A 5,698-nucleotide genomic window follows, 5' to 3' on the forward strand; every position below is an offset into this window, starting at 1 on the left:
GCTGGCAACCGAGCTGCCCAATGAATACACCCCGCAAGAAGATCGTGGCAATTTCATTATCCTTGTCAACGGCCCAGAAGGCGCAACGTTTGACTATATGATGGACTATATGGATGAGATAGAGGCTAGATTGACGCCTTTTGTGGACAATGGTGAGCTTGAACGAATTGTGGTTCGTGCACCACGTGGCTCTGGTAATATCGAAAATTTCAACAGCGGTTTTATTATCGTCAACATGGCTGACTGGGGAAGCCGTCGTAGCGCTTGGGAAATCATGGCCGAGATTCGCCAGCAGCTACGAACACTGCCGGGTGTTCAGGCCTTTCCAGTGATGAGACAAGGTTTTGGACAGCGCACTCAAAAGCCTGTGCAATTCGTACTCGGGGGCGGCACTTACGAGGATTTAGCGCGTTGGCGGGATAGGTTGATTACTCATGTTCGTGAAAACAACCCACGTATTACCGCTATCGAAAGTAATTATGATGAGACCCAGCCCCAGTTACGCGTGGATATCAATTATGAGCGCGCTGCCGCACTGGGCGTCACGGTTACAGAGATAGGTCGGACGCTGGAAGTGCTGCTCGGTGGGCGTAACGTCACGCGCTATGTAGATGACGGGGAAGAGTACGATGTCATCCTTGAAGGTGACCGCAGCGGTCAAAACAGTCCTGCTGCGCTAAACAATATTCAAGTCCGCTCAGTACGTTCAGGCGAGCTGATTCCGCTAGCCAGCCTGGTAACGCTCTCTGACTTCGCGGGTGCTAGCACGTTGAACCGCTTTGATCGCGTTCGCGCCATTACGATTGAAGCCAATCTAGCCGATGGTTATCCCCTTGGTGAAGCATTGGAATACTTACAACAAGCCGCCGACAATGTATTGCCTGAAGAGGTACAAACGAACCTTGCCGGGCCTTCTCGCGATTTTCAACAGGCCAGTGGCGCTACCATGTTCTTATTAGTGCTCGGTGCCGTGGTGGTTTACTTAGTACTTGCGGCCCAATTTGAAAGCTTAATTCACCCGTTTGTTATCATGCTGACCGTCCCGCTAGCCATGATTGGCGCCCTGCTTGCTCTGCTGCTTAGCGGACAATCACTCAATATCTATAGCCAAGTAGGCTTAGTACTGTTGATTGGCCTTGCCGCTAAAAATGGCATTCTGATTGTTGAGTTTGCCAACCAGCTACGCGATGAGGGCCAAGCGTTTCGCTCTGCCTTGATTGAAGCGTCGGTAACACGCCTGCGACCGATTCTAATGACTGCGGTCACTACGATGGCGGGTGCGATACCGCTGATACTATCAAGCGGCCCGGGTGCGGAATCACGGCTGGTTATTGGCACTGTCATTATGGCGGGTGTTGGCTCTGCGACCGTATTTACGCTGTTTGTCATTTACGCTGTTTGTCGTCCCGGTAGCCTACGATCTGCTTGCACGATACTCAGGCTCGCCTGGGGCCGTTAAACGCCAATTAGAAGAAGAGATAGCCAGCGCTCCTATCGCTCATCATACGCCGCTTAATACCCCCGAGCGCTAACATGAGCCATTGCGAAAGGTCATATAACGGCCTTCGCACTAAGCAAAAGGCGCCACACAGGCGCCTTTTGTTTTAGGTCATGAAGATGCTAACTGCCGTCTTATTCACAGTTACCAATACGCTCGCCTTCAATCACTGTATTCATGGTCAGCTCACCCATCGGCGATTGAGTGAATATATCCACGTTGCCTTCGATCTGCTCACCCATAAAACGCATTTCGCCATCGATAGTCGCTTCACCGCCATCGGCACGGCAAATCATGCTGTAGGAAAGGCCATCGGCATTCATATCCTGGCTGAGCAGCTCGCAACCCTCTTCTTCTTCAATGAAGCCAAACTCAGCGCTATCCAGCTCTTCTTGAGTGATGCACTGACGTTCGGTTTCCGTTTGATCGGGGATTTGCATGTCACCACTCATGCTGGTCACGCTGACAAACTCCCACTCGCCAGGCGTGACGTTAGGGGTTTCTGCCTGGGCGACCATCGGGAAGGCCAAAAAGGCCGCTACTGCCATGTGTCGTATCATCATCGCACTCATCTCTAGGTGGCTTTAAGGAATACGTTATTATCCTACCTGATTCATTACTTACATGTCCTACCGGACAAGGTCACTGCTACACTATTATCTTCAGAGTTACTCATTTTCAGGGCTTTTCGATAAAAGGGCGCTAGCGATCACATTAAGGGGAAATAGCCATGCAGGATGACGCGCTAGTAAATTATGATTTTTACTGCCCCTACTGCGATACACCACTCACGTTTCTTATCGACACCTCTCAAGGTAGCCACGATACCTGGGAGGATTGCCACCAGTGCTGTGCGCCGATTCAATTACACATCATTGTCTCGCTAATAACCGGTGAGCTAGAAGCAGTGCTCACCGGGCGAGACGACGATGTGCTTTAGCGCCCGTCGCTAAGCACTCTCGGCTTGTCGCAGTAGTGCTTTTCGTTTTGCTTCACCCCGACGCATGAAGAACCACGCCAATAGCGTCGTGAGCGATACCGCCAGAATAATCAGCGTAGCCAGCGCATTGATCTTAGGCGACACCCCCATCCGCACCGACGAAAACACCACCATTGGCAGCGTGTTGGCACCCGGGCCAGAGACAAAACTGGCAATAACCAAGTCATCTAGTGACAGCGTGAATGCCAGCAACCACCCCGCTGCTAAGGCAGGCGAAATAACAGGCAGCGTAATAAAGAAGAAGGTCTTCACCGGTGGCGAGCCTAAATCCATTGCAGCTTCTTCAATAGAGCGATCAATTTCACGCAAGCGGGCTGCTACAACCACCGCAACATACGCACTGCAAAACGTTGTGTGAGCAATCCAGATAGTCGCCATGCCACGATCAGCCGGCCAGCCAATCAGTTGAGCCATCTGCACGAATAGCAGTAATAGCGACAGCCCCGTAATAACTTCCGGCATTACCAGCGGCGCGGTAACCATACTCGACAGTGCGGTCTTGCCGCGAAAATGGCCATAGCGCGTCATAACGAAAGCAGCCACTGTACCCAAGCATACCGCCATGCTGGCGGCAAAAAAGGCAATTTTCAGACTTGTCCAAACCGCAGACAGGATCTGTTGATCACGAAATAGTTCGCCATACCATTGTGTCGAGAACCCTGCCCACACTGTCACCAGCCGTGAGGCATTGAAGGAATAGACCACCAATACCACCATGGGCAAATAAAGAAACAACAGACCCAACACCAACATCACGGAGGTAAAGCGTGGGCGTCTACGCAGTCTCATCATTATTCAAGCTCCCGTGACTGGTAGCGATGGAACCACACAATGGGAATTAACAGCAGCAATAGCATTACCATGGCTAACGCCGAAGCCACAGGCCAGTCGCGGTTTAAGAAGAACTCTTCCCACAACACTTTACCAATCATCAGCGTATCCGGCCCCCCGAGTAGCTCAGGGATCACGAACTCACCGACGGCGGGAATAAATACCAGCATAGAGCCCGCGATGATTCCACCCATAGAGAGCGGCAGCGTGACTTTGATAAAGGTATTAAGCTTGCGCGAACCCAAATCAGACGCCGCTTCTAGCAGCGAGTTATCCAACCGCGTTAGATGGGCATAAAGCGGTAGCACCATAAACGGCAGATAGGCATAAACAATGCCGATAATGACAGCAAACTGAGTGTTCATCATGCGTAGCGGTGAGTCGATCAGCCCCATTCCCAACAATATGTTATTGATTAACCCGCTATTACTTAAAATACCCATCCATGCATAGACGCGAATCAAAAACGACGTCCACGACGGCAGCATTACCAACAGCAGCAAAATAAGCTGCCAGCGCCCCGGAGCACGGGCCATCGCATACGCCATCGGATAGCCAATCAACAGGCATACTGCTGTCGCTACAAACGCGGTTTTTATCGAGCCCCAGTAGGCCGCCACATAGAGAGAATCTGACAACAAAAACAAATAGTTGCCAAGATTCAAAAAGATATTGAGCGTTTGATCAGCATACTCAACCAGCGGCCCATAGGGTGGAATAGCAATGGCTGCTTCCGAAAGGCTAATCTTTAGGACCAGCGCAAACGGTAACAAAAAGAATAGCGTAAGCCACAAAAGAGGAAGCGCGATTACTGCGCGACGACCTAATTGCAACCGCTTTACGAAGCCTGCAATGCGAGATGGCATCATGATAGGCGATCTCCTGTCAGCCACTGAGGCATTAGCGGTTCAGCACGATAGCGCTATGGTCTTCCCAATAGACATAAACACTATCCTCCCAGGTTGGGCGATCACCACGCCGCTCAGTATTGGCCATACTCACTTTGATCATTTGCCCAGAGGCAGTACGCACGTAGTAAAGCGAGTAGCCCCCCAAGTAAGCGATATCATCAACCTTGCCTGCTTCCCAGTTGTACTCTGCGGATGGCTGCTCACGGGTTAGCCAGATTTTTTCAGGGCGCAGCGCAGCCCACACGCGGCGATCTACCGCCTGGGTCGTGATGCCATGATCAATATAGATCGGTCGAGATAATGCGGGTGATGCAATGCGACAGTGGTCCGCAGCGTCTTCGACGATTTCACCTTCGAACAGATTCACTGTACCGACAAATTCCGCCACCATTCGGCTGGCCGGGCTTTCATAAATATCGACCGGTGAACCCACCTGCTCTATCCAGCCGTCGGCCATAATCGCAACGCGGTCCGCCATGGTCATGGCTTCTTCTTGATCATGAGTCACCATAATGCAGGTCACTCCTACCTGCTCAATGATCTCGACAACCTCAAGCTGCATTTCAGTGCGCAGTTTTTTATCCAACGCCCCCATCGGCTCATCCAGCAACAGCAGCTTGGGACGTTTGGCCAGTGAACGTGCAAGCGCTACCCGCTGGCGCTGTCCGCCGGAAAGCTGATGCGGTTTACGCTTAGCAAAACGTTCCATATGCACTAGTTTGAGCATTTGTGCGACACGCGCATCGACATCTGCCTTAGCTAGCTTGTCCTGCTTGAGCCCAAAAGCGATGTTTTGCGCTACCGTCATGTGGGGAAATAACGCGTAGGATTGAAACATCATATTGATTTGACGCTTGTGTGGCGGCATAGAGGTAATATCTTCGCCGCCTAGCAGAATCCGCCCTTCGCTGGGCGTTTCAAACCCCGCCAACATACGCAACAACGTCGACTTGCCTGATCCTGACCCACCTAGCAAGGCGAAAATTTCGCCGCGCTTTACCTGTAAATTAACATCATCGACCGCAAGCGCATCGTCGAAGCGCTTACTTAAGCGCTTTACCTCAAGCACACTATCTTCTGCAAACCTTGGCGTTTTTCCCTGAGCGCGCTGAGCGGCGGGAGGAGTTACCGCAGGAGAGGATGACGACTCGTTCGACAGGGGCGTAGTGACCATTCGCCACTCCCATCAAAAGGCCCGGAAACCGGGCGTTAAAAAAGTAACAGCGAGCCCAGCATTGGCTTGGCTCGCTGTTAGGCGATGACTAAATTAACGACCTGATTTGACGCGATTCCAGATACGCGTACGTGCGCGCAGAACGTCTTGAGGTTTTTCAGCCTGCAAATAGAGGTTTTCCATCACCTCGGCTTCAGGGTAAATAGCCGGGTCATTGATAATTTCATCGGAGAGATATTCATTAGCCGCCGCATTAGGGTTGGCATAACGCACGTACTCGGTAA

At 51.6% G+C, this 5,698-nt stretch carries 5 protein-coding genes and 2 pseudogenes; 2 read left to right on the forward strand and 5 right to left on the reverse strand.

Going from position 1 to position 5,698, the window contains the following annotated elements:
* Positions 1-1,532: pseudogene (locus INT22_RS08650) on the forward strand (efflux RND transporter permease subunit); the annotation flags it as partial.
* Between the two features lie 100 nt (positions 1,533-1,632).
* On the opposite strand, the gene INT22_RS08655 reads toward INT22_RS08650, so the two are convergent.
* Complete coding sequence (locus INT22_RS08655; protein ID WP_089038638.1) at positions 1,633-2,046, reverse strand: DUF3617 domain-containing protein; 414 nt, start codon at positions 2,044-2,046, stop codon at positions 1,633-1,635.
* 182 nt (positions 2,047-2,228) lie between these two features.
* On the opposite strand from INT22_RS08655, the gene INT22_RS08660 reads away from it, so the two are divergent.
* Positions 2,229-2,438 (forward strand): CPXCG motif-containing cysteine-rich protein, encoded by a 210-nt coding sequence (locus tag INT22_RS08660; protein ID WP_089038639.1) that lies wholly within the window; start codon positions 2,229-2,231, stop codon positions 2,436-2,438.
* 9 nt (positions 2,439-2,447) lie between these two features.
* Here INT22_RS08660 and INT22_RS08665 read toward each other — a convergent pair whose 3' ends face one another.
* The 4 genes and pseudogenes from INT22_RS08665 to INT22_RS20560 form a co-directional block, all read right to left on the reverse strand.
* Positions 2,448-3,290: an ABC transporter permease subunit gene (locus tag INT22_RS08665; RefSeq protein ID WP_172420359.1), complete on the reverse strand. Its 843-nt coding sequence runs from the start codon at positions 3,288-3,290 to the stop codon at positions 2,448-2,450.
* Complete coding sequence (locus INT22_RS08670) at positions 3,290-4,198, reverse strand: ABC transporter permease subunit (RefSeq protein WP_172420358.1); 909 nt, start codon at positions 4,196-4,198, stop codon at positions 3,290-3,292. The genes INT22_RS08665 and INT22_RS08670 overlap by 1 nt, the downstream gene beginning before the upstream one ends.
* Before the next feature lie 31 nt (positions 4,199-4,229).
* Positions 4,230-5,414 carry an ABC transporter ATP-binding protein gene (locus tag INT22_RS08675; RefSeq protein ID WP_089038642.1) on the reverse strand — a complete coding sequence of 395 codons (1,185 nt, stop codon included), beginning with the start codon at positions 5,412-5,414 and terminating at the stop codon, positions 4,230-4,232.
* 93 nt (positions 5,415-5,507) lie between these two features.
* Positions 5,508-5,698, reverse strand: a pseudogene (locus tag INT22_RS20560) (spermidine/putrescine ABC transporter substrate-binding protein PotF); the annotation flags it as partial.

The organism is Halomonas sp. 3D7M, from assembly GCF_014897885.1.
Lineage (GTDB): Bacteria > Pseudomonadota > Gammaproteobacteria > Pseudomonadales > Halomonadaceae > Vreelandella.